Origin of the sequence: Helicobacter pylori SA37A (assembly GCF_000476015.1) — a bacterium.
Taxonomy (GTDB): domain Bacteria; phylum Campylobacterota; class Campylobacteria; order Campylobacterales; family Helicobacteraceae; genus Helicobacter; species Helicobacter pylori_DB.
This window is the reverse complement of the sequence record NZ_CBOO010000004.1, coordinates 70843-93628: the sequence shown is the minus strand read 5'-3', so window position 1 is coordinate 93628 and position 22786 is coordinate 70843. Positions and strand designations below refer to the sequence as shown.

The window sequence follows — 22786 nt, the reverse complement described above, 5'->3', positions numbered from 1 at the left end:
AATCAATTAATCTTGCGCTTGAATGGCGCTAATCAAAACGGTGTTGATAATATCTTCCACTAAAGCGCCCCCTACTCAAATCGTTAATGGGCTTGTTCAAGCCTTGTAAGATAGGCCCTATCGCCACGGCTTTAGCGCTCCGTTGCACCGCTTTATAAGCGATGTTTCCGGCGTTCAAATCCGGGAAAATAAAAACGCTAGCTTGCCCGGCCACTTGGCTGTTGGGCCTTTTTTTCTTCGCTACGCCTTTATCAATGGAAGCGTCAAATTGTAAAGGGCCATCAATTTCTAATTGTGGATCTAAATGTTGCGCGATTGTTAGGGCTTCTTTGATTTTGTCTATCATTTCGCCTTGAGCAGAATTTCCTGTCGCATAAGAGAGTAAGGCCACTTTAGGTGCGATATTGAATTGTTTTGCGGTTTGCGCGGAAGTGGTAGCGATCTCAGCCAATTCTTTAGGGCTAGGGTTAGGGATAATCGCGCAATCCCCAAAGACTAACACTTGAGTGTCCAAACACATTAAAAACACGCTTGAAACCAAGCTCACGCCAGGCTTAGTTTTAATGATTTGTAAAGCGGGTCTAATGGTCTCAGCTGTGATTGACCCCAGAAACCATCGCATGCGTATATCCTAAATGCACGAGCATGGTCGCAAAATAAGTCTTATCCAGCGCTAATTGCTCGGCTTCTTGCTCACTCAATCCCTTTGATTTTCGCAATTCATACAAGCTTTTAGCGAATTCTTCTCTATAATGAGAAGTGTTGGGATCGATGATTTCTGCATTTTCTAAATTCAAGTTCAAATTTTTCGAATTAATGGCTTCTTTATCGCCTAATAAGATCAATCTCACCGCACCCATTAAATTTAAACGATGCGCGGCTTTTAAAATCCTTTCATCTTCACTCTCTGGTAAAACCACTTTTTTAATCTGTTTTTTAGCCTTTTTTTCCAAACTCATTTGAAAGGCTAAAGGGGTAATAATCTCGCTTTTTGTTTGCAACACGCTTTCTATCAGATCCTCTTCTAATTCGCATTGTTGCTTGCAAAGAGACGCGCTCAAAAAATCCGGTTTTTCAAGCATTTCGCCCGCAAATAACCCTACAGCGAAAGGGGCTTCTTTTTTAATGATGTGAGAGTGCATGGCTTTCAAATATTCTAAGCTCGTTTGCGCGACAGCCACCACAGGAGCGTTTAAGTGTTTGGCTAAAGTGGTGTTTAAATCTAAAAGAGCGTTTAAGAAAAACTTCGGTGCATACCCCAAATTAATGACAAAATCATGCGTGGATTGTAATGCATCATAGCGTTTGAGAATCGTTTCAAATAGTAACTCTTCTTGAGCAGTGCTCACAAGCTCTAAAGCCTTTTGTTTGTCTATGGCACTATGAAACTCTAAAGGGTTCAAGCCCTCGCACTCCCCAAAGCCCTCACACCCCCCATCAATGGGCGAAAACAAGGCGATTTTTTGATAGCGTGGCTTCAATGCTTTTAAAAGGCTCTTACAAGCAACCCCTAAAACTTCCATATCCTCTGGGTAAATCCATAAACTTTGCATGCCAATCTCCCTAAAATCATCGTTTTTATTTAATTGTAGCAAATTTTAATTAAACCTAAACGAAACCATAGTTTTAAAAACCTCTGTTCTCATTAAGCGCGAATAACGACAACTTTTATTTTTAAAAAATGGGGTTTTTCGTTTTAAAAAACACCTTTAGCATTTTTTAGATTTGATCACACATATTAAGGAACTCTTTTTGCTTAACTACTACCATGTAAAATAAAAGAGTTGTTTTAAAGGATAGTCATGCCATCTCCTATTAATCCCATTCACACCAACGCAAACGCTTTAAATAGCGGAGCGAAAAACGAAGTTAAAGACGCCAAAAACGCCCCTAAAAGCGCATCAAAGGATTTCAGTAAGATCTTAAACCAAAAGATCTCTAAAGACAAAACCGCCTCTAAAGAATCGCCAAATCCTAACGCTTTAAAAGCCACGCCCAAAGACGCTAAAGAGGACGCTAAAGCGCTTGAAAAAACCCCTACCCCACCCCACCAACACGCTCAAAATCCCGCTAAAGACCAACAAGCCCCTACCCTAAAAGATTGGCTCAACCACAAAAAAATAACAGCCCCACATGAGACTCAACATGAAACCCATGAGACTAATGAAACTAACCCCAAAACCCCTAACGAAACTTTAAACAAGAATGAAAAAAAGCCTAATAGAGTCACTTCTAACGCTCATCAAACAAACTTGCCTAATAAAAACCCACTAACCCCCACTAATCACGCTAACAACGCTATCAAAAACCCAACCACCCCAACCCATAACGCTAAAGAGCCAAAAACCCTTAAAGACATCCAAACGCTCAGCCAAAAACATGACTTAAACGCCAGCAACATTCAAGCGGCCACAATTCCAGAAAATAAAACCCCCTTAAATGCAAGCGATCAGCTTGCTTTAAAAACAACGCAAACGCCCATTAACCACACCCTTGCAAAGAACGACGCTAAAAACACCGCTAACCTTTCTAGCGTTTTGCAATCTTTAGAAAAAAAAGAATCGCACAATAAAGAACACGCAAACCCCCAAAATAATGAAAAAAAAACGCCCCCTTTAAAGGAAGCTTTAGAAATGAACGCCATTAAAAGGGATAAAACGCTTTCTAAAAAAAAGTCAGAAAAAACCCCTACTAAAACCCAAACTACAGCCCCAAGCATAGCGCCAGAGAATGCCCCTAAAATCCCCCTTAAAACGCCCCCTTTAATGCCTTTAATAGGAGCTAACCCTCCCCCTAACGATAATATTCCAACGCCCCTAGAAAAAGAAGAAACAACTAAAGAAGCAAGCGATAATAAAGAAAAAACTAAAGAAACTAATAACAGCGCTCAAAACGCGCAAAACACCCAAGCTAGCGATAAGACAAGCGACAATAAAAGCGTTACCCCTAAAGAGACGATCAAGCATTTCACCCAACAATTAAAGCAAGAGATCCAAGAATACAAACCCCCCATGAGCAGGATCTCTATGGATTTATTCCCTAAGGAATTGGGCAAGGTTGAAATAACCATTCAAAAAGTGGGTAAAAACCTTAAAGTGAGCGTGATTTCTCATAACAACAGCTTGCAAACCTTTTTGGATAACCAACAAGATCTTAAAAACAGCCTGAACGCTTTAGGTTTTGAAGGGGTGGATTTGAGCTTTTCGCAAGATTCTTCTAAAGAGCAACAAGCCCCCAAAGATCAACCAAAAGAGCTATTCAAAGAGCAGGAATTAACCCCCTTAAAAGAAAACGCCCTAAAAAGCTACCAAGAGAACACGGACCATGAAAACCAAGAAACGAGCATGCAAATCACTCTTTATGCGTGATTTTAAGCGAGTTTGCTCTATAATAAGACATCTTTAACAAGGAAGAGATCATGGCCATTGATTTAGCAGAAGTTACAGGAGCTAAAGCCGCGCAAGAAAGGAAAAAAGAACAGCCCACCATCGCTAACGGGTTGGATAAAAACGCTTTCATGAAACTCTTTTTAGAACAATTGAAAAATCAAGACCCCACCGCTCCTATGGAAACGGATAAGATCATCACCCAAACCGCGCAGCTCACGCAAGTGGAAATGCAAGAAGAAAACAAAAAGACCATGCAAGAAGTCGCCAGTGCGATGAAATCCAATAAAGAAACTAACGAATCTTTAAAAGACTTTCAAGGCGCTTTAAAAGACACCATGGAAAACTTGAATAAAGGCATGGACGATAGCCTGAAGGCTAATAACGCTTTAAGGGAAGTAACCGCGCTTAATTCTGTAAGCATGATAGGCAAAATCGCTGAAACCGATGTGAGCGGGGCGAATTTTGACGGCAACAACAAGCTTTCTTTCTCGCTCTTTTTTGATGAAAAAATTGACGCTTCTAAAGGAGTGCCAGCGATTCAAATCTTAAACGAAAACAATGAATTAGTCAAAACGATTTCTTTAAAAGATTATAACGGGCAAAAGGGGTATATCAATTTTGAATGGGACGGCACAAACGAAAAGGGCGAAAAAGTCCCTAAAGGCAATTACAAAATCAAGGCTGAATACAATTTAGACTCTCACAGCAAGCAGTATTTGCAAACGCGCATTGGTAGGGGCGAAGTGGAAAGCGTGATTTTTGATAAAGGCAAGCCCATGTTAAGAATGGGCGAAATGATTTTACCCATAGACAGCGCGATAGAGTTTTACAAGCCGGATCAAAAGCCGATTGATCAAAAACTCTCGGATCAAAAACTCTCGGATCAAAAACCGCTTGATCAAAAACCCCTTGAACAGAAACTCTCCGATCAAAAACCCCTTGATCAAAAACTCTCGGATCAAAAACCCCTTGAGCAAAAACCCCAAACCCCCCCTAAAGAGACAGCATGAACGACACCTTATTAAACGCTTATAGCGGGATTAAGACCCACCAGTTTGGTATTGACAGCCTTTCCAATAATATCGCCAATGTCAATACTTTAGGCTATCGCTCCAATGATCCGGAGTTTAAGACCTTGTTTTCTTCGCATTTAGACGCTTTGAACGCCAAATCCGTTGTGGCTAATGACCGAAATTACGGCGTTACAGGCTCAGGCAATGTCCTTTCTAATAAAGACGGCGAATACATGCCTAGTGAGGGGGAATTCCACATGGCGTATCAAGGCAAGGGTTGGTTTGTGATAGGGCCCAATAAAAATGGGGAAATGACCATTAATAAAGACGGCTTTAGCAAAAAACAGGATAATTTTCTCACGCGCGCCGGGAATTTCGCACGAGACGCCGATGGCTATTTGGTAACCCCTGAGGGCTATTATGTTTATGGTATTGATTTGAAAAAGATCAAAGACGGCACGCTCAATTCCACCGCTAGAGATGAAGACATTGAAAAGTTGCATGGCAACACCCTTTCGCCCTTACAAATCCCCCAGGATTTGACTTACCAGCCGGTGCTTAGCACGAAAGTGAATATCAGCGTGAATTTAAACCCTAAAGACCATTTAAAGGGCGTGCAAGATTTTTTCTTAAACGACAAGGGCGAAATCATTAAAGAGCGTTTTTTAAACCAGGATATTAACGCTTTAGCGAATGACGATAACGAGCCAATAGACGCGATCACTAATCGTAAATTAAATATCAGTATCCAAAAAGAAGATGGCAAAAAAGAGGATTTGGTTTTCACTTATGGGGACGCTGAAAAAGGCGAAAACCAGTTCAAAACTTTAGGCGATTTGCAAAAACTCCTTAAAGAAAAAACCGGGCTAGACTTAAACCTCATCAAAAGCGAAAAAGACGCCAAAAGCCCCCCCCTTTTATTAGAGATCGCTAATCCTAGAGAAACGCCTATCACATTCAGTTTGAGTGGGGGCATTGCGGATAAATTGGGCTTGAAAGCGGACGGAATGGAATTAAAAAAAGGCATCAGCAGGGATTCAGTAGCGATTAAAATCCCTTATTACAGCACAGAAGTGGATATTTATGATAAAGCCGGGGATAAATACTTGCTCCAAAGCGAATATTACATGACCAACTCCAACGATCCCACATCAAGCCCCACGAGTAAAAGGAAAAACCAAACTTGGGAAGTGAAAAGCTACATCGTGGATCCCAAAAACAAAGCCCCTATCAATGATCCTACTTGGGAAATTGTCGGCTTTGATTCAGCCACGCACAAAATGAAATCCGCCCCCATGACTTTGGATTTTAAGGGCAATAAGCTCACCTATTCACTAGATAAGAGCGAAAACCATGATTCTAGCGATTTGTCTTATCAAGACTCTAAACTCTTAGAAGCGAGTCAAGACGGCAAGCCTAGGGGTATTTTTAGAGACATGCGCATTGAAGAAAATGGCGTGATTTCTCTAGCCTTTAGTAACGGGGTGGTAGAGCCGGTCGCTCGCATCGGTATTTTAGCTTTCACTAACGATCAAGGCCTAAGGAAAATCGGCGGTAATCTCTATGAAATGCAAGAAGGCACCATTAATGGCGAAAACAGACCCCTAAGCGGTAACCCCATTTTAGGGTGGGACGAAGAGGGCAAGCTCAAGTTTGGGAAAATCAGGCATAAATATTTAGAAACGAGCAACGTGAATGCCGGGAACGCCCTAACCAATCTCATTTTAATGCAAAGAGGCTATTCTATGAACGCTAGAGCCTTTGGCGCGGGCGATGACATGATTAAAGAAGCCATTAGCTTGAAAAAATAAGAGGCTAAAATAAGGAGTGTGGTAAAATATCCTTTTTAATAAGGATATTTAATGATACCCACACAGCTTAATGAAATTGCAGAATTTTTAAGAACGAACCCTTATAATTTGTCTCAACCCTTACAAGATGGGCGATTAAATTCATCTGTCAATGAAGAAGAAATTTTAAATACCATTAAGGATTATTTTCCTATCCAACTGCCAAAAGCCAGAGAGTGGTGGGATTTTAGTTTTGAAGAAAACGATATTTTTTATCCTGTTAATATTAAAACCACCACCACAAAAACCGCTGACAATCTTAATTGCAAATTAGGGATTTATTACGCGTTGTGCGGCCTATTGCCGACTTTCAATAACGAAATTGCATGGGAAAAATACTTTCAAAAACTGCATAAAGACTTAGGCAAAAACACCGATAGAGACTATTATTTTTTAATTATCAACAAAAACGATCCTAAAGATATTTTTATCAATTCCTTAAAAGGCATTCAAACTCTTCAGCCCAATGGCAATAACTTGCCCTTCCAATGCAAGTGGGATAACAACAGAAAAATCGTTCAAAGAAGCTTTATTGAAAGTAAAAACTTCATCTTAAGCGCTTTAGCTAAAAGTGTAACTCTAAGGGCTAATATTTATTTAGCGTTCAAAGAATTTTTTGGAGAATTTTTTGAATAATTTAGACATTAAAACTTTAGGGCAGGTTTTCACCCCTAAAAATATAGTGGATTTCATGCTCACTCTCAAGCAAAATCAAGGGAGTGTTTTAGAGCCAAGCGCTGGCGATGGGAGTTTTTTAAAGCGCTTAAAAAAGGCTGTAGGGATTGAAATCGATCCTAAAATCTGCCCTAAAAATGCCCTTTGCATGGACTTTTTTGACTATTCTTTAGAAAATCAATTTGACACCATTATCGGTAACCCGCCCTATGTCAAGCACAAGGATATTGCGCCAAGCACCAAAGAAAAACTCCATTACAGCCTTTTTGATGAAAGGAGTAATCTCTACTTGTTTTTCATAGAAAAAGCGATCAAGCATTTAAAGCCTAAAGGCGAATTGATTTTCATCACCCCAAGGGATTTTTTAAAATCCACTTCTAGCGTGAAATTAAACGAATGGATTTACAAAGAAGGCACGATAACGCATTTTTTTGAATTAGGCGATCAAAAGATTTTCCCAAACGCCATGCCTAATTGCGTGATTTTTCGTTTTTGTAAGGGTGATTTCAGTAGAATCACCAACGATGGTTTGCAATTTTTGTGCAAAAAAGGCATTTTGTATTTCCTCAACCAATCTTACACGCAAAAATTAAGCGAGATTTTTAAGGTTAAAGTGGGGGCAGTGAGCGGGTGCGATAAGATTTTTAAAAATGAAACATACGGGAATTTAGAATTTGTCACCTCAATCACCAAAAGAACCAATGTTTTAGAAAAAATGGTTTTTGTCAATAAGCCTAATGATTATTTACTCCAGCATAAAGACAGCTTGATGCAAAGAAAGATTAAAAAATTCAATGAAAATAACTGGTTTGAATGGGGGAGAATGCATCACATATCCCCTAAAAAACGCATTTATGTCAACGCCAAAACGCGCCAAAAAAACCCCTTTTTTATCCACCAATGCCCTAATTATGACGGCTCTATTTTAGCGCTATTCCCTTATAACCAAAACCTGGATTTACAAAACCTCTGCGACAAACTCAACGCTATCAACTGGCAGGAATTAGGCTTTGTATGCGATGGGCGTTTTTTGTTTTCGCAACGCTCTTTAGAAAACGCCCTTTTGCCTAAAGACTTTTTAAACTAGGATAAAACTTGTTAGAAACCTTACAATTAAACCCTGAGCAATTAAAAGCGGCCAAGGCTTTACAAGGGCATAATTTAATCATTGCGAGCGCTGGCACAGGGAAGACTTCTACCATTGTGGGGCGCATTTTACACCTGCTTAATAACGGCATCAAGCCTGAAGAAATCTTGCTTTTGACTTTCACCAATAAAGCGAGTAATGAAATGATCGCTAGGGTGGCTAAATACTCCAAATTAAGCTCCAAAATTGAAGCGGGCACTTTCCATGCGGTGGCGTATCGCTATTTGAAAGAGCATTACCCAAACTTAAGCCTGAAACAACCTAAAGAATTGAGAAAACTTTTAGAAAGCATTGTGGACACTAAAAACGCCATAGATGACGATAAAAAGCCCTACACTTCGCAGCATCTCTACGCCCTTTATTCGCTTTACACTAACGCTCTAAAACAAGAAGATTTTAGCGCTTGGCTTTCTACTAAAAACCCTGAACACGCGCCATACGCCGCCCTTTATGAAAACATTTTAGACGAATTTGAAAACACCAAAAAAAAGCATGATTATATTGACTATAACGACTTGCTGCTGCTCTTTAAAAAAGCGATGCTAGAAAGACCTAGCCCTTATAAAGAAGTGCTTTGCGATGAGTTTCAAGACACTAACCCCTTACAAGAATCCATTTTAGACGCCATCAACCCTCCCAGTTTGTTTTGCGTGGGCGATTACGATCAGAGCATTTACGCTTTTAATGGGGCGGATATTTCTATCATTTCTAATTTCACTCAAAAATACAAAAACGCCCGAGTTTTCACGCTCACTAAAAATTACCGCTCTTCTAAAGAAATTTTAGATCTCGCTAATCAAGTGATACAGCGCAACGAGCGCATTTACCCTAAAAATTTAGAAGTGGTGAAATCAGGGAAATTCAATAAACCCACGCTTTTAAATTACAACGACAATATCGCACAATGCCAAGACATCGCTAAACGCATTGTCATGCGAAAAAATTTTAAAGAAGTGGCGGTGATTTTTAGGAATAACGCCAGCGCGGATCAATTAGAAGCCGCTTTAAGATCCCATAATGTGCCAAGCAAACGAAAAGGGAGCGCGAGCTTTTTTGAATCCAAAGAAGTGGCGTTAGCGTTAGATATTTGCGCGCTCATCTTTAACCCTAAAGACATTATGGCAGCGATTCACATTTTAAGCTGTATCAGCGATATTGGCTCTAACACCGCTAAAGACATTCATGAAGCCTTGATGCTTTTAGGCAATGGTGATCTCAAATTGGCCCTAACCCACCCAAGCAAAGAAGCCAAAATTTACACGAAGAAAAAAGAAATCACCTCCATGGGGCTTTTTGAAGAAATTTTTGCTTTAGAAAACAGCTCAAGGTTTAATAGCGTGATAGATAGAGCGTTTCATTCGCACCCGGTGTTGATGCATTCTAAAATCTCACTCAATGGGGCTAAAATGCTGAGCGATTTTTTCACTCTTTATACCAAAGCCCCTACCCATTCCCCTAGCGCTTTAATCAAACACATTCTAGAAAGCGCGTTTTTTCAAACCTTTAAAACACGCCTATTAAAAGAGCGATCCAAAAATAAGGACGGCTCTTATAACGAGTTTAAAAAACTCCAAGCGCAAAAACGCTTCAATGAAAAAATGGACTTGCTGAGTTCTTTGGCGAAAAATTACCAAAATTTAGGGCGTTTTTTAAACGGCACTTTAATAGGCTCAAATGAAGCCACGCAAGGTGAGGGCGTGAATCTATTGAGCGTGCATGCTTCTAAAGGCTTAGAATTTAAAGATGTTTATATTATAGATTTAATGGAGGGCCGTTTCCCTAACCACAAGCTCATGAATACCGGTGGGGGCATTGAAGAAGAGCGGCGGCTTTTTTATGTCGCTATCACAAGGGCTAAGGAAAACTTATGGCTTTCTTATGCGAAAAACGAATTGAGAGAAAACGCCAAACCGAAAGAGCATAAGCCCTCGGTGTTTTTGTATGAAGCGGGACTTTTGAAACCCGATTCAAAATAAAATTGGTTTTTGTATTGTTTGTTTAAAACGCTAGTAAGATTTTAACTCTAGCTTGCGCTAGAGCCAAAATTTTAGTATAATGTAATGGCGTTGCGAGGGCCATTAAAACTATGATCACTAATAGTAATTTCATAGTCGGTTATCTCCTTTCCGGGATAACCACCCACTATTATCCCAAACCCTAACATGCTCCAAATTTTCACAACAAAAGAGAAACCTAGAAATTACTATTTGCGTTGGCGTGATTATAGTTTAAAAAACCTAAAAATGCCAAAAAGCGTTTTTAAAAACCCCTAAAATTTAAGGCTAATCCCCCCATGAAATCCCGTTTTTTTTTTTTTGTAAAAAACGCTCCAATTGCTGTAACTTTATTTCCTTGATAGGGGGTTTTTAAGGGGATTTTTAAGGTTAATTTAATTTTCATTATGTGAAAATATCACAATTACATCTAACAATTTGTATTACTAAACATTATTTACAAGCTCTGATGTAACTAAATCCCAAATTTAATCTCAATCAAGGAGCATCCCATTGATAAGGAAAATTATGATAAAGAAGAATAGAACGCTGTTTCTTAGTCTAGCCCTTTGTGCTAGCATAAGTTATGCCGAAGACGATGGAGGGTTTTTCACCGTCGGTTATCAGCTCGGACAAGTCATGCAAGATGTCCAAAACCCAGGCGGCGCTAAAAGCGACGAACTCGCCAGAGAGCTTAACGCTGATGTAACGAACAACATTTTAAACAACAACACCGGAGGCAATGTCGCAGGGGCGTTGAGTAACGCTTTCTCCCAATACCTTTATTCGCTTTTAGGGGCTTACCCCACGAAACTCAATGGTAACGATGTGTCCGCGAACGCTCTTTTAAGTGGTGCGGTAGGCAGTGGGACTTGCGCGGCTGCAGGAACGGCCGGTGGCTCAACTCTTAACACTCAAAGCGCTTGTACCGCTGCGGGCTATTACTGGCTCCCTAGCTTGACTGACAGGATTTTAAGCACGATCGGCAGCCAGACTAACTACGGCACGAACACCAATTTCCCTAACATGCAACAACAGCTCACCTACTTGAACGCAGGGAATGTGTTTTTTAATGCGATGAATAAGGCTTTAGAGAAGAATGGGACTGCTACTACTAGTGGTGCTAATGGTGCGACTGGTTCAGATGGTCAAACTTACTCCACACAAGCCATCCAATACCTTCAAGGCCAACAAAATATCTTAAATAACGCAGCGAACTTGCTCAAGCAAGATGAATTGCTCTTAGAAGCTTTCAACTCTGCCGTAGCCGCCAACATTGGGAATAAGGAGTTCAATTCGGCCGTTTTTACAGGTTTGGTGCAAGGCATTATTGATCAATCTCAAGCGGTTTATAACGAGCTCACTAAAAACACCATTAGCGGGAGCGCGGTTAATAACGCTGGGATAAATTTCAACCAAGCTAACGCTGTGCAAGGGCGTGCTAGCCAGCTCCCTAACGCTCTTTATAACGCGCAAGTAACTTTGGATAAAATCAACGCGCTCAACAATCAAGTAAGAAGCATGCCTTACTTGCCCCAATTCAGAGCCGGGAACAGCCGTTCAACGAATATTTTAAACGGGTTTTACACTAAAGTGGGCTATAAGCAATTCTTCGGGAAGAAAAGGAATATCGGTTTGCGCTATTATGGTTTCTTTTCTTATAACGGAGCGAGCGTGGGCTTTAGATCCACTCAAAATAATGTAGGGTTATACACTTATGGGGTGGGGACTGATGTGTTGTATAACATCTTTAGCCGCTCCTATCAAAACCGCTCTGTGGATATGGGCTTTTTTAGCGGTATCCAATTAGCCGGTGAGACCTTCCAATCCACGCTAAGAGATGACCCCAATGTGAAATTGCATGGCAAAATCAATAACACGCACTTCCAGTTCCTCTTTGACTTCGGTATGAGGATGAACTTCGGTAAGTTGGATGGGAAATCCAACCGCCACAACCAGCACACGGTGGAATTTGGCGTGGTGGTGCCTACGATTTATAACACTTATTACAAATCCGCAGGGACTACCGTGAAGTATTTCCGTCCTTATAGCGTTTATTGGTCTTATGGGTATTCATTCTAAGAAAGGGGGGAAGAGACAAACATGAAACAAAATTTAAAGCCATTCAAAATGATTAAGGAAAATTTAATGACACAATCTCAAAAAGTAAGATTCTTAGCCCCTTTAAGCCTAGCGTTAAGCTTGAGCTTCAATCCAGTGGGCGCTGAAGAAGATGGGGGCTTTATGACCTTTGGGTATGAATTAGGTCAGGTGGTCCAACAAGTGAAAAACCCGGGTAAAATCAAAGCCGAAGAATTAGCCGGCTTGTTAAACTCTAATACGACAAACAACGCCAATACCAATATTGCAAGCACAGGAGGCAATGTCGCCGGGACTTTGGGCAACCTCTTTATGAACCAATTAGGCAATTTGATTGATTTGTATCCCACTTTGAACACTACTAACATCACACAATGTGGTGCTACTAATAATGGTAGTAGTGGTGGTGCGGCCGCAGCTGCTGCTACTACTAGCAATAGCCCTTGTTTCCAAGGTAACCTGGCTCTTTATAACGAAATGGTTGGCTCTATCAAAACTTTGAGTCAAAACATCAGCAAGAACATCTTTCAAGGCGACAACAACACCACGAGCCAAAATCTCTCCAATCAGCTCAGTGAGCTTAACACCGCTAGCGTTTATTTGACTTACATGAACTCCTTCTTAAACGCCAATAACCAAGCGGGTGGGATTTTTCAGAACAACACTAGTAAAGATTATGGGAATGGTGTTACCGCTCAACAAATCGCTTATATCCTAAAGCAAGCTTCAATCACTATGGGGCCAAGCGGTGATAGCGGGGCTGCCGCAGCGTTTTTGGATGCCGCTTTAGCGCAACATGTTTTCAACTCCGCTAACGCCGGGAATGATTTGAGCGCTAAGGAATTCACTAGCTTGGTGCAAAACATCGTCAATAATTCTCAAAACGCTTTAACGCTAGCCAACAACGCTAACATCAGCAATTCAACAGGCTATCAAGTGAGCTATGGCGGGAATATTGATCAAGCGCGCTCTACCCAACTGTTAAACAACACCACAAACACTTTGGCTAAAGTTACCGCTCTAAACAACGAGCTTAAAGCTAACCCATGGCTTGGGAATTTCGCTGCTGGTAACAGCTCTCAAGTGAATGCGTTTAACGGGTTTATCACTAAAATCGGTTATAAGCAATTCTTCGGGGAAAACAAGAATGTGGGCTTACGCTACTACGGCTTCTTCAGCTATAATGGCGCGGGCGTGGGTAATGGCCCCACTTACAATCAAGTCAATCTGCTCACTTATGGGGTGGGGACTGATGTGCTTTACAATGTGTTTAGCCGCTCTTTTGGTAGCCGAAGTCTTAATGCGGGCTTCTTTGGGGGGATCCAACTCGCAGGGGATACTTACATCAGCACGCTAAGAAACAGCCCTCAACTTGCGAGCAGACCTACAGCGACGAAATTCCAATTCTTGTTTGATGTGGGGCTACGCATGAACTTTGGTATCTTGAAAAAAGACTTGAAAAGCCATAACCAGCATTCTATAGAAATCGGTGTGCAAATCCCTACGATTTACAACACTTACTATAAAGCTGGCGGCGCTGAAGTGAAATACTTCCGCCCTTATAGCGTGTATTGGGTCTATGGCTACGCCTTCTAAAAAAGCTCAAGGCCTTTTATAGGCTTTGATTTTAACCCTTTAACCCCCATTTTAAAAACAACCTAAAATCCCTATCAAATGTTGTCAAATAATGGGATTAACCCCCCTAAAAGAACGCTTAAAAATAAGAACGCTTGATTAAAAGCTAGCATTCACAAAAGCTTAACGCTCAAGGCTTATTGAGATTTTAAAACGCTTGATTAAAAACTTTTAAAAAGCTTTAGCGCTTCAAAATTTTTATACTTAGAAAAACAACCCAAAATATTTATTAAATGTTGAGATTAACCCCCCTACTAATAACGCTTAAAAAATTTGCTTGCGCAAGCTCTTTTATATTTTAATGGTGAAAACACTCAAACGCTAAAGATATTTAGGATTTCTGTGGTTTAAAACTTTGTTTTATCATTCTAAAATTTTATAGTAAAACCCATTTTTTAAGGGGATAGGAGATATTTTGAAACCCACCCCAAAACTAAATCCCCCCTAACCCAAGAAAACCGCTTTTAAAACCCCTAAGCAGAAATCCTAAACATCTTTAGTGTTTGGGGTGAATGCCGCTAATTTGTAATATGATACCCCCATACATTTGTATTTAGCGTAGGAAGCGCGCAAAGTTACGCCTTTATAGATATGATGCGTGAGAGCTGTAAGGAATGCGTTGGAGCTCAAACTCTGTAAAATCCATTAGGCACACAGAACAAGAACCAAACTCTCCCCCAACATCAGCCGAGAAAGCCCAATCGCTTTAGCGTTTAATCACTTCACAAAACGAGCCACGCAAAGTATCAGATTTTAAAAAATGCCTTGGAGTGTTTTTAACTTGCTGTGATTGGAAATCAAAACTTCAGCGTGAGGTTGGTCATCATGTAACTTCTGTCTTGGTAATTAGCGCTAAAATCGCCATCAGGGTTATTGAATTTGGGCGCTCCAAAATACCCTGCTTGATACCCTTTATTGATCCTAGCCCCATAATAAGTGATCCTAAAGTTAAGGAGAACCGATTCAGTGAACGCATAGCTCGCATTGAATTGCAAGGAGTATTCATTAGCCCTCCCCACTTGCCCTAACGCATTTTTATTCGCATGAGAGACGCGCCCAAAAACATGCCATGCAAAACGCTTATGGATCCCTCCAACAGAAGTGTAAAAAGTGAAAGTGTTCGCGTTAGTGATCGCATCAGCCAGCCCATCATAAGCCGTATTGTCCCAAAAATCATAGCCAATCATTCCGGCATGCCTAGTCGTTATGGAGATTTCACTACCGATATAGGAAGTGTTATTCCCCCTTGGCATCGTGTGAGAGCCTAAAAAAGCGTCCGAATTGCCAAAGGTGTTATAAAAGCCAATGGACCAGTTGAAATTATCCCACCAAAAAACCTGGCGGATATTCAAAGTAACGCCATTCCTCCCCAACAACGATCCATGAGGCGTGCTGTCTTCTAAACTATAAGTGTTTGTCTCTGGGTTATACCACCCCCTATAGTATAAAGGGAAAGTTGTCATGATCATGCTTTGAGAGCGAAAGCCCACATTTTCAAAATTCCTATTCGTGTCATAGACTAGCTTAAAACCGGGAGCGTTATAAGTCTTAGGCGCAAAATAATAAAAAAATTGAGCGTCTAAACCTTTATAAGAATAAGTCGTGGTGATCCCATGCCAGCCATAATTGATGAAATCGTTGCTGTTACTAGGATTGCCTCCCTTTTTCAAATAAGGCACCGTCGCAAAAAACTCATAAATCCAAGAGTTGAACGCTAAACCTCTCCCAAAAGAACTCCACCACCAAAACCTTAACCTTTGCGTCTCAGTCTTATAGGGCTGATAATACACTTCCCACCCCTGATTCGATCCGCTCATAAAATCAATATTCGCTTCATAACGCCCCGCTTTAAACCCAAAAACATCTTTGTAATCGTATCGTAAAAAAGCGGTATCCACCACATAAGGCCTTGCATGATAGCTCGCTGATTGAGAAGTCCCCGCATAAGCAGGGCCAAGATACTTATTGAAAAAGTATCCATGATAGCCCCCAATGAAATTCTCTACAATTGAGCCAAAAACCTTCCCATTAGCTTGGTTAATATAATATTTAGTCTTATCGTAAGGAATGGCTGCAATCGCCCCACCCAAAGAAACAGAGAGCCTATGATTTTCAATGCCTTTAGGGAGTAAATTGACTTTGACTTGCGCTAAAGTAACAATATCTATAAAACTTTCAGTAGGATAAATCCCTTTTTTAGTATTGATTTGAGAATTGTTAAAACCAATCTTAGAAAAATTCTCCACACGACCACTAAACCGATAATCAAAAGCTTCTACAGGACATAATAAAAACGATAAAAGCGATAAAGAAGAAGTCAAAAAATACTTTTCTTGCCTCACTAAACTCTCCCTAATTTTAATTGTATGATCTTTTTTGTTGAGATTATAATTATAATCAAAAAAAAAAAATAGCATGAAGTTAAAATATTAATTAAAACCCACAACCCTATTTTACAAAAAATAACCCTTCATTGTAAATTGGTTTAAAATTAAAGGATTAAAATCATATATTTGTTACTTCTAAAGAATGTTTTATTTTTGATTAGATCCGCTACCCATGAAATCCTCATTTTTAGATCCATTATTAAAACTTATAAGAAATTTCAAATCTAGCGTTAAAGCCAGGCTCTGCCATGCCCCTTGCGTATTTGTCTTGATTGGGTTCATCAGGGCTCATCACCGGGCTTGCTTGATCAATATATTGTTGGTTAAAAACATTGTTAAACACCGCATTCAGGCTCAACCCTTTGAGTTTTTTATAAGTAGGCTTGTAAGTGATAAAAAAACTGCTCACCCCATAGCCGGGCTTATGCACATGAAAAATCCCGGGGGTTTTAGGGCAATCGCTAGGCCGTCTGTCAATATCCGTAGGGCCGTTACGATAAGGGCTATAAGAGCAATAACTCAAATCCGTAACGAAGCGTGAAAGCCAAGTGATGCTAAGGCCGGTGCGTGGGATTGTATAGCTTGCCGTTAAAATAAACACATTGCCTGTCGTAGCCGCCAATTCATACACATCAGCGATCAAACGCCCCTTTAAAGAAGGCCATGATCGCGCCACGCTCAAGCCTAAAGAAAAGCCCTTGTATTTAGCCGTCCCTGAAACTTCATAACCCGGCACATAAATAATATCTTGCGCGGGCAAGTTGGTTACAAAAAGCGTTGAAGAAAATTGATTGATGTAATTAGAAATCAATTGGACAAAACCGGCGGCTCTGAAATCAAAATACTGACTGCTGTATTCGGTGTTAAATTCCGCATTTTGCCCAATTTCTGGCTTTAAATTGCGGTTGTAGCGTAAATTGTCTTGACGCATCCACACCAAACCTCCAGGCATAGGGCCTCTGGTTACATACGCGTAAGAAAGCCTGAAATTCAAATTTTCTAAAGGCGAGACGTTTAAAGCCGCGCTAGGACTAAACCCTTGAGTTACATGCAATTGCCAGTCTTTATCCACTAAAGTATAGACATCATAACGAGTCCCTGCCCCTAAAGTTACCATAGGATGCAAGGTGTAATTCGCTTGCGCATACACCCCAACCACATTCGCCGTAGCGCCATTTCGTTGGCAGCGCCCGTTCATGTTAGGATCATCAGGGCCCATAACCCTTAAGCACGCATCAGGGGCATCGCCGGGTTTGACTAATTCGCTATTGGGGATCGCTTTATCAAAAGTGGTTAAGTTTTGGTAATTCAACCCGTATTCCAAAAGATTGTCATTTTTATGATCTATGGTGTGGATCACGTTCGCATTGAACCCGGAATTGATGATGAATAAATTTTTATTAGCCACCACAGAACCCCCTCCAAGGCTTTTAAAAGTGATGGAGCAAGTTTGTTTAAGAGCGTTATAAATACCCCCTTGCGCCACGCATTCATTCTCTTCGCCACGTTTTGGGTTTGGGGTGAAAGGAACACTAGCCGCTATATCGTTAGGCTTAAAAAGCGGATCAATTTGGACATTCCTGATGCTTGTATAGCCATTGATTTTTAATTTAGGATCGCCAAAGCGACTCCCCCCTTCCCTTTCATAATTCAAGCTCACGTTATGCACTAAATTGACGCTATAAGTTTTAAACAAACTGGCGTCATTTTCAAACAAACAATCGCTAGGGTTTTTCTCGTTAGGGAAAGCGTTGAAATCACCGCAAGAATAGGGTAAAAAAGTGCCTGTAAAATTCGCTCTTAAAGGGCGATTAGCGTTATCTCTAGTCATGTTATAACTGAGCGTTAAGGTATCTCTATCGCTCAAATAACCATTGATCTTAGCCATCACATTGTTTTGCTCGCTAGGGCTTGCTGTAACTTTATTATCCGCTTTAGGGTCAAAAAGATTTTTCATCGCGTTATCCCCATCACGATAATAAAAAATATTTTGGTGCGTGTAATACAAAAGCATATCAAAATGATTATGACGATAAGCGCCCATAATGGTTTCCCTGTCCCCAAAGTTGGTTAAAAAAGTTGCAGCCCCACTTATGGCGTAGTCTTTGCCTTTAGGGATAAAATCGCTCGCGCTCCTAGTCTCCATTTTGATCGCGCCAATCAAAGCCATAGGCCCCGCACTCGCTTGAGCCGCCCCCTTAGTAACCACCACGCTTTTGAGCATTCCAGGATCAATGATCGTATTGCCTTGATGCCCATAGCTCGTGCCCATTTGCGCCGCGCCATCCACCGTAACCCTAGCCAATCTGTCTTCAATACCGCGCACATAAATTTTTTGCGCTATCACTGCGCCACCGCCCACATTGATATTGGGGTTTCTTCTAAACATGTCGCTGATCTGGTTGGCTTGCCTTCTTTCTAATTCCTTACTTGAAATGGTTGTCTGGTTGTTGTAATTAAAGATTTTAGCCGCTTGAGTGGTAACCTTACCTAGAGTGTGTTGGGCGTTCTTTTCTTTTTTCCTTTCTGTCTTTCTTTCTTCTTTTTCTTCTTCTTTGGCCTCTAATTCAAACATGCCTAATAAGGACAAAAAAATAGAAAAACTACAATATTTCCTAAAACGCTTGTCATTCATTCTTAAAATCCTAAATATGATAATAATTTCTCTTAAAAAATAAAGGTGTTATTATAATCAAAAAAATATTACAATCACCTTAAAAGAGCTAGCCATTTTTGATAAACAAATGATAAACTTTTAGAAAAATCCCACAAAAACCCCTTTCAAAACGCGCAGAATGCGAAAGGTCTTTTCTACCTCACCCTCACTTTTTTATTTTTATAAAGCCTGAATATTTTAGAACTAGCGCTTTCAAACAAACCCCTTTCATCGCTCACAATGACATCTGCGAGATTGGAAGCGATTTCTTTATCATAAGCGCATTGGGTGAGGTTGGCTGAGGTGCTATAGAGCGTTTTAAAACGCTTTAAAAAATCCCCATGCCTGCCCCTAATTACACGAACGGCTTTAGAGTTAGGGTAAATAAAAGTGGTTTTAGCGCTTCTTCTAATGAGGTTTTTAAACGCATTGGGCGCGCGCACTAGGCTTTTTAAGGTGCTAAAATCAGCGCTTTCTATTAAAACGCTTTGGTTTTTAGGGCGATTTTTTAAGGCGTTGAGCTTTTCGCTGTCTTTAGAAAGCAGTCCTATAGTAGTATCGCTTTGAACGAGATACACTAACGCCATCAAATTACTTTAAATAATCTTGTAAGGCTAACAACTCGTCTTTTTGAGAGCTTTCTTCTAACGCTAAAAGTAAGACTTCTATCGCGCTTAAAGTCGTGAAATAACTCACATGGTTTTTAAGCACAGAAGCGCGAATGAGTTTGGCGTCATCTTGAGATTTGTGATCGCTAGTGTTGATAGCCATGCTGATTTCCCCATTCATCATTAAATCCATGATATTGGGGCGGCCCTCAGAGATTTTAAGCACTTTTAAAGACTTCACCCCAGCTTTTTCCAAAGCCTTATGCGTGCCTTCTGTGGCGCACAATTCAAAACCTAACTGAACCAATCGCTTCATTAAAACGCATGCTTCTTCTTTATCCTTATCTTTAATAGAAACAAAAATAAGCCCCTTGTTTTTAATGGGGTTAAAGCAAGCCGTTTGAGCCTTAAAAAATGCAAGCCCTAAAGATCTAGCAATCCCCATCACTTCGCCAGTGCTTTTCATCTCAGGCCCTAAAATCAAATCCGATCCATAAAGTTTATTAAAAGGGAAAACCGCTTCTTTTAAAGCCACAAAATGGGGCATTTTAGGCTTATAAACGCCTTTAGAATATTCTACGATATTTTTTTTATCATAAAACTTCAAGGCTTCTTTCAAATCTTCTAACACCATAACCCTAGTCGCTACTTTGGCTAAAGGAACGCCTAAAGCCTTGCTTAAAAAAGGCACGGTTCGGCTGGCTCTGGGATTGACTTCAATCAAATACAGCGAATTTTCATAAACAGCAAATTGGATATTCAATAGCCCTACTACACCTAGATGCAGAGCGATTTTCGCGCTCACTCGCTCAATTTGATCTAAAATTTCAGCCCTTAGAGTGGAAGGGATAAAGCACGCCGAATCGCCTGAATGGATTCCGGCTTCTTCAATATGCTGTAAAATGCCGGCAATATAGACCTCTTTTTTATCGCAAATAACATCCACATCTAATTCCACCGCTTTTTCTAAAAACTTATCAATGAGGAGCGGATTTTTAGGGCTAATCTCTAAAGAATGCGTAACGCTTTCTAAATAATGGCGCAGTTCTTCAATATTTTCTAAAATTTGCATGTGTTGGCCGCCTAGCACATAACTAGGGCGCACGATAATAGGGAAGCCAATCACATTAGCGATGCTATAAGCTTCATCAACGCTCTTAGCCATGCCGTTTTCAGGCTGCTTGATGTCAAGCTCTTTTAAAAAGAGGGAAAACTTTTCCCTGTCTTCTGCAATGTCAATCACCTTAAAAGGCGTGCCAATAATGGGGGCTTGCATTTTAGCCAAATCTTTAGCGAGTTTTAAAGGGGTTTGTCCCCCAAAATGCACGATAATGCCATCCACTCGCTCCCTTTGAATGATGCTCTTCACGCACTCAAAATGAATGGGTTCAAAATAGAGCGTATCGCTCGTATCATAATCCGTGCTCACCGTTTCTGGATTGCAATTGAGCATGACGCTTTTAATGTTCAAATCTTTCAAAGCAAAGCTCGCATGCACGCAACAATAATCAAATTCAATGCCTTGACCGATGCGATTAGGCCCAGAGCCTATGATTAGGATTTTCTTTTCTTGTTTTTCTTGTTTGTTTTCAATAGGGGGCAAAGGATTGGGGGCATAGGTGGAATACAAATAAGGCGTGAGCGATAAAAACTCCGCCGCGCAAGTGTCCACTTCTTCAAAATTGGGCGCAATTTGTAAATTAGATCTAGCTAATTCCACTTCAAAAGGACTCACCTCTAAATTGTCATTTTCTTTGATTTTAGCGGCAATCCTAGCATCGCTAAAGCCTAAATTTTTAAGCCCTCTTAATTTTTTGGCATCCGTTAAAACGCTAGAATTGATGCCCTCTTCTGCTTTGACTAGCTTTTGGATTTGAGATAAAAACCACCTGTCAATCTGGCATAATTCAAACACTTCATCTACAGAAACGCCCAACCTGAACGCATCAGCGATATAGAGCAAGCGCTTGGGATTGGGCCGGCGGATTTCCTTTTTTATCGCTTCTAAATCTTTGCTTAACGATTCAAACCCTAGCCAATTATTTTCCAAAGAGCATAACGCTTTTTGTAAGGCTTCTAAGAAATTCCCCCCTATCGCCATCACTTCGCCAATGCTTTTCATAGAAGTCCCTAAAGTGCTAGAAACACCGGCAAATTTTTCAAACGCAAAGCGAGGGATTTTCACCACGATATAATCCAAACTAGGCTCAAAGCTCGCCGGGGTGTTGGTAATATCGTTTTTAATTTCATCTAAGCTAAAACCCACCGCAAGCATGGTAGCCACTTTTGCAATAGGAAACCCGGTCGCTTTTGAGGCTAGCGCGGAGCTGCGGCTCACTCGTGGGTTCATTTCAATCACAACCATTCTTAAAGTCTCTGGGTGGATCGCAAATTGCACATTACTCCCGCCCGTATCCACGCCAATTTCTCTCAAAATCGCAAAGCTCGCATCGCGCATGCGTTGGTATTCTTTATCGGTTAAGGTGAGGCTTGGAGCGATCGTGATGCTATCGCCGGTATGAACGCCCATGGGATCAATGTTTTCAATGCAGCACACAATGATGCAATTATCCTTGCTGTCTCGTATGACTTCCATTTCATATTCTTTCCACCCCAACAAGGACTCTTCAATCAAAATTTCATTAATGGGCGAAGCGTCTAGGGCGTTTTTAGCCAATTCTTGAAACTCTTCAATATTATAAGCGACCCCACTCCCTCCCCCAGCCAGCGTGAAACTCGCTCTAATAATAGCTGGAAAACCAATTTCACTAATGGCTTCTAGGGCTTCTAACTCGTTATAAGCGTAACGCCCTTTAGGCAAATCCATCCCGATTTTTAACATCGCCTCTTTGAAAGCCTGCCTGTCTTCGCCTTTTTTAATCGCTTCAATCTTAGCCCCTAAAAGTTCCACGCCTTCTAACATGCCCCTTTGGTGCATTTGCATGACCGCATTCAAAGCGGTTTGCCCGCCCATTGTGGGTAAAATAGCGTCAATCTTTTCTTTTTTAATGATAGCGGCGATATTTTCTCCAGTGATGGGTTGGATATAGGTTTTATGAGAAAATTCAGGGTCAGTCATCACGGTGGCTGGGTTAGAATTGATTAAGATCACTCTATAACCTAAAGATTTTAAGGTTTTACAACTTTGAGTCCCTGAGTAGTCAAACTCACAAGCTTGCCCGATCACAATAGGGCCTGAGCCTATCAGTAGAATGTTGGAAATATCGGTGCGTTTAGGCATAACCAATCCTTAAAGAAAGAATATAAAACGAAGCGTTATCAATATTTTAAAATATTTTTATTAGGTTTTTGCGTGGTATCCCCTCCCTATT

At 40.7% G+C, this 22786-nt stretch carries 12 protein-coding genes and 1 pseudogene; 8 read left to right on the top strand and 5 right to left on the bottom strand.

Features of this window, described 5'->3' with window-relative positions; genetic code table 11:
- Window positions 1–6: 6 nt before the first annotated feature.
- A pseudogene (gene pta / locus QT76_RS08515) lies at window positions 7–1553 on the bottom strand (phosphate acetyltransferase).
- Between the two features lie 249 nt (window positions 1554–1802).
- On the opposite strand from pta, the gene fliK reads away from it, so the two are divergent.
- From fliK to alpB, 8 genes are all read left to right on the top strand, one after another.
- Window positions 1803–3368, top strand: coding sequence for a flagellar hook-length control protein FliK (gene fliK / locus QT76_RS03410; protein ID WP_033616600.1), 1566 nt, complete (start codon window positions 1803–1805; stop codon window positions 3366–3368).
- Between the two features lie 50 nt (window positions 3369–3418).
- Window positions 3419–4399 carry a flagellar hook assembly protein FlgD gene (gene flgD, locus QT76_RS03405; RefSeq protein ID WP_033616599.1) on the top strand — a complete coding sequence of 327 codons (981 nt, stop codon included), beginning with the start codon at window positions 3419–3421 and terminating at the stop codon, window positions 4397–4399.
- Window positions 4396–6213, top strand: coding sequence for a flagellar hook protein FlgE (locus QT76_RS03400; RefSeq protein ID WP_033616598.1), 1818 nt, complete (start codon window positions 4396–4398; stop codon window positions 6211–6213). Before flgD ends, QT76_RS03400 begins: the two co-directional genes overlap by 4 nt.
- Before the next feature lie 51 nt (window positions 6214–6264).
- Window positions 6265–6888, top strand: coding sequence for a hypothetical protein (locus QT76_RS03395; protein ID WP_033616595.1), 624 nt, complete (start codon window positions 6265–6267; stop codon window positions 6886–6888).
- Window positions 6869–8014, top strand: a complete 1146-nt coding sequence (locus QT76_RS03390) for an Eco57I restriction-modification methylase domain-containing protein (RefSeq protein WP_033616594.1) — start codon at window positions 6869–6871, stop codon at window positions 8012–8014. The genes QT76_RS03395 and QT76_RS03390 overlap by 20 nt, the downstream gene beginning before the upstream one ends.
- 8 nt (window positions 8015–8022) lie before the next feature.
- The gene (locus QT76_RS03385) at window positions 8023–10050 is read left to right on the top strand and encodes an ATP-dependent helicase (protein ID WP_033616592.1); all 2028 of its coding nucleotides are present in this window, start codon (window positions 8023–8025) and stop codon (window positions 10048–10050) included.
- A 546-nt stretch (window positions 10051–10596) separates the two neighbouring features.
- The gene (alpA, locus tag QT76_RS03380; protein WP_033616591.1) at window positions 10597–12150 is read left to right on the top strand and encodes a Hop family adhesin AlpA; all 1554 of its coding nucleotides are present in this window, start codon (window positions 10597–10599) and stop codon (window positions 12148–12150) included.
- 21 nt (window positions 12151–12171) lie between these two features.
- The gene (gene alpB / locus QT76_RS03375; RefSeq protein ID WP_033616590.1) at window positions 12172–13764 is read left to right on the top strand and encodes a Hop family adhesin AlpB; all 1593 of its coding nucleotides are present in this window, start codon (window positions 12172–12174) and stop codon (window positions 13762–13764) included.
- A gap of 836 nt (window positions 13765–14600) precedes the next feature.
- Here the strand turns inward: alpB and hofG are convergent.
- The 4 genes from hofG to carB form a co-directional block, all read right to left on the bottom strand.
- On the bottom strand, window positions 14601–16145 hold the full coding sequence (hofG, locus tag QT76_RS03370; RefSeq protein ID WP_033616611.1) for an outer membrane beta-barrel protein HofG: 1545 nt from the start codon (window positions 16143–16145) through the stop codon (window positions 14601–14603).
- A 244-nt stretch (window positions 16146–16389) separates the two neighbouring features.
- On the bottom strand, window positions 16390–18825 hold the full coding sequence (locus QT76_RS03365) for a TonB-dependent receptor domain-containing protein (RefSeq protein WP_033616589.1): 2436 nt from the start codon (window positions 18823–18825) through the stop codon (window positions 16390–16392).
- A gap of 176 nt (window positions 18826–19001) precedes the next feature.
- On the bottom strand, window positions 19002–19433 hold the full coding sequence (locus QT76_RS03360) for an L-threonylcarbamoyladenylate synthase (RefSeq protein WP_033616588.1): 432 nt from the start codon (window positions 19431–19433) through the stop codon (window positions 19002–19004).
- A gap of 4 nt (window positions 19434–19437) precedes the next feature.
- A complete protein-coding gene (gene carB, locus QT76_RS03355; RefSeq protein ID WP_033616587.1) occupies window positions 19438–22695 on the bottom strand; it encodes a carbamoyl-phosphate synthase large subunit in 3258 nt (1085 codons plus the stop codon).
- Window positions 22696–22786 lie beyond the last annotated feature (91 nt).

Bases quoted from the DNA above. Each gene is read 5' to 3' on its own strand.
- fliK (WP_033616600.1), top strand. From the start codon at position 1,803: ATGCCATCTCCTATTAATCCCATTCACACCAACGCAAACGCTTTAAAT.
- flgD (WP_033616599.1), top strand. From the start codon at position 3,419: ATGGCCATTGATTTAGCAGAAGTTACAGGAGCTAAAGCCGCGCAAGAA.
- QT76_RS03400 (WP_033616598.1), top strand. From the start codon at position 4,396: ATGAACGACACCTTATTAAACGCTTATAGCGGGATTAAGACCCACCAG.
- QT76_RS03395 (WP_033616595.1), top strand. From the start codon at position 6,265: ATGATACCCACACAGCTTAATGAAATTGCAGAATTTTTAAGAACGAAC.
- alpA (WP_033616591.1), top strand. From the start codon at position 10,597: ATGATAAAGAAGAATAGAACGCTGTTTCTTAGTCTAGCCCTTTGTGCT.
- alpB (WP_033616590.1), top strand. From the start codon at position 12,172: ATGAAACAAAATTTAAAGCCATTCAAAATGATTAAGGAAAATTTAATG.
- QT76_RS03365 (WP_033616589.1), bottom strand. From the start codon at position 18,825: ATGAATGACAAGCGTTTTAGGAAATATTGTAGTTTTTCTATTTTTTTG.
- QT76_RS03360 (WP_033616588.1), bottom strand. From the start codon at position 19,433: ATGGCGTTAGTGTATCTCGTTCAAAGCGATACTACTATAGGACTGCTT.
- carB (WP_033616587.1), bottom strand. From the start codon at position 22,695: ATGCCTAAACGCACCGATATTTCCAACATTCTACTGATAGGCTCAGGC.